Below are 2,414 nucleotides of genomic sequence, written 5' to 3' on the forward strand. Positions count from 1 at the left end.
TGGCTGGCACAAGACCGTGCATGCGCCTTTCGACTCAATCGTGACCTATATCCACATGAATCCGGTGACCAATAGTCCCGGCGAAATGGGTAAACCCCCAGCCAGCGTCATCATGTTCACCAGAGCAGATGGCATGAACGTGATCTATGCCCATATTGGCGATATTAGGGTAAAAAAGGGCGATCATGTAAAAGCGGGCGATGTCGTGGCGCTTGACAGCAATAACGGGTTCGCGCGTAACCCCCATGTACATGTCGGTGCCTACAAGGGTACCGAGCCGTTCCAGATCCGATGGGATCTGAAGGCAATGGGGGCCATTCCGGCGCTGAGCGGAAATTAGATTCTCTCAGGCTGTCAGAATGCAGCCTGAAAGCCTTGCACCGCGTGGGTGTTATACGCCCTCAACCAGGGTGGCGCGATACTTTGCTCCGGCAAAGCGATGCTCGCGCACCTTGCGATAGGCATCGCCATCATACCAAGCCAGCGCCGACGCCTTGTCGGGGAATTCCACAATGACTATGCCCTCGGGCTCATCACCCTCGAGAGATTTCTGTGCGCCATAAGCCACGATCGGCTTGATGGGATGACCTTCGAATGTCTCGGCAACGAGAGAGAAATAAGTGTCGAGCTCGTTCTGATCGAGCGTCTTTTCGCGGGTAAAGACGATATAGGTGCTCATGCAGTCTCTCCTTTGCTTCTGGAGCCGTTTCTGCTCTGGTTCTTGAATGGGAAAAGGCAAGGCGTGTAGGCAACACAGATTCCGCATTCGGGGCTGCGTGCCTTGCACACATAACGACCATGCAGGATCAGCCAGTGATGTGAGGGGCGCAGCATGTCAGGCGGGATGCGTTTGATCAGCCCTTCTTCAACGGCGCGTGTCGTCTTGCCAGGCGCCAGACCGGTACGGTTGCCAAGCCGGAAGATATGCGTGTCCACGGCCATGGCGCTCTCGCCGAACATCACGTTCAGCACCACGCTCGCGGTCTTGCGCCCGACGCCTGCCAAAGCCTCCAGCGCGGCCCGATCGGAGGGGACCACACCGCCATGCAGCGCCAGAAGCTGCTCGGAGAGTTTGAGCACGTTTTTCGCCTTCGCACGCCATAAGCCAATCGTGCGTATATGGCCCGCAATGCCCTCCTCACCCAGTGCCACCATGGCCTTTGCATCCGGTGCGGCTGCAAAGAGACCTGCCGTCACCTTGTTGACCGATTTATCGGTTGCCTGGGCCGATAGCACGACCGCGACGAGCAGGGAGAAAGCGTCGTCATAGACCAGTTCACTCTCGGCATCCGGGTTGGCCTCGGCCAGTGCCGTGATGAATTGACGTGCCTGCGCGAGGGTCATGGCCCTTCTGGCCGAGGGAAGAGACATCAGAACCATTTCATCATGTTGCATAAGGGCGTTTGAAGCCCCACAATAAGCGCTTCCCGCCCCAGACTACCAGTATGCCCGCCCAGCCAAACGTCTGGCGGAGGAGCTTTCTCTCGTGTCCAATACCGACAACAACCCGACCCGGCCGCGCGATATCGCCTTTGTCGACATCGTGCGCTTCGTGATGCGCCGATGGCTCGAGCATCCGGCCTTTCTGACACGCACCGTGCTCGGTATTGCGCTCGCCACCATTGCCGACGTGGCAATGCCGGTCCTGTCGGGCCGACTGGTGACCGATATCTCCAGCCATACCGGCGGTGCCCCTCATGATGCCGCACAAATGGCCCTGCGCAATGATGCGCTGTTCATGGTGGGTGGGCTGATCGCGCTTGGGCTGGTGGGGCTTCTGGGGCGGCGTTCCTCCTATCTTGGCATTACGTATCTCAGCCTTGCCATCATGCAGCGCGCCCTGTCTCAGGGCTTTGCGCGTGTGCAGCGCTTTTCGACCGACTGGCACGCCAATAATTTCGCAGGGTCCACCGTACGCAAACTGACCCGTGGCATGTGGGCCATCGACACGCTTGACGACACCTTGCTGCTGCTGATCGCTCCGGAGGTGCTGGTCCTGACCGGCACCACGCTTGTTCTGGCATGGCACTCTCCGTTTATGGGGGCCGTGCTGGCACTTTCTGTTGTGCTGTTCACCTGGCTCTCCGTCGTGCTGACGCTGCGCTACGTGGCGCCTTCGGCCCGGGCGGCCAATCGCTGGGATACGAAAGTGGGCGCGGCCATTGCGGATGCCGTGACCTGTAATGCCGTGGTCAAGGCTTTCGGCGCCGAACATCGCGAGGAACGCCGGCTGGACCGTGTGCTGCGTGCCTGGAGCGGGCGCACGGCGCGCACCTGGATCAGGGGGACCAACAGCGCCAACCTGCAGGGCTTTGCCTCGCTGGTCATGCGTATGCTTCTGGTAGCGCTGATCGTCTGGCAATGGTGGCAGGGCAAGGCCGGACCCGGCGATGTGGCCTATGTGCTGACGATGG

The 2,414-nt window shown here is 59.9% G+C and carries 4 protein-coding genes; 2 read left to right on the forward strand and 2 right to left on the reverse strand.

The genetic code is table 11. The annotated features are described in order from the left end of the window. On the forward strand, positions 1–340 hold a 340-nt coding region (locus tag P792_RS39005), incomplete at its 5' end, for a M23 family metallopeptidase (protein ID WP_035440347.1). A 51-nt stretch (positions 341–391) separates the two neighbouring features. Here the strand turns inward: P792_RS39005 and P792_RS31655 are convergent. Then, positions 392–679 (reverse strand): DUF1330 domain-containing protein, encoded by a 288-nt coding sequence (locus P792_RS31655; protein WP_023979367.1) that lies wholly within the window; start codon positions 677–679, stop codon positions 392–394. Next, positions 676–1,371: an endonuclease III gene (gene nth / locus P792_RS31660; protein ID WP_023979368.1), complete on the reverse strand. Its 696-nt coding sequence runs from the start codon at positions 1,369–1,371 to the stop codon at positions 676–678. Before nth ends, P792_RS31655 begins: the two co-directional genes overlap by 4 nt. Before the next feature lie 115 nt (positions 1,372–1,486). On the opposite strand from nth, the gene P792_RS39010 reads away from it, so the two are divergent. Next, positions 1,487–2,414, forward strand: a 928-nt coding sequence (locus P792_RS39010) for an ABC transporter ATP-binding protein (RefSeq protein ID WP_035440199.1), incomplete at its 3' end; no start/stop codon positions are given.

This window comes from Asaia sp. SF2.1, from assembly GCF_000505765.1.
In the GTDB taxonomy this organism is placed as follows: Bacteria; Pseudomonadota; Alphaproteobacteria; order Acetobacterales; family Acetobacteraceae; genus Asaia; species Asaia bogorensis.

Coding starts and splice junctions, on each gene's coding strand:
- P792_RS31655 (WP_023979367.1), bottom strand. CDS start 679: ATGAGCACCTATATCGTCTTTACCCGCGAAAAGACGCTCGATCAGAAC.
- nth (WP_023979368.1), bottom strand. CDS start 1,371: ATGTCTCTTCCCTCGGCCAGAAGGGCCATGACCCTCGCGCAGGCACGT.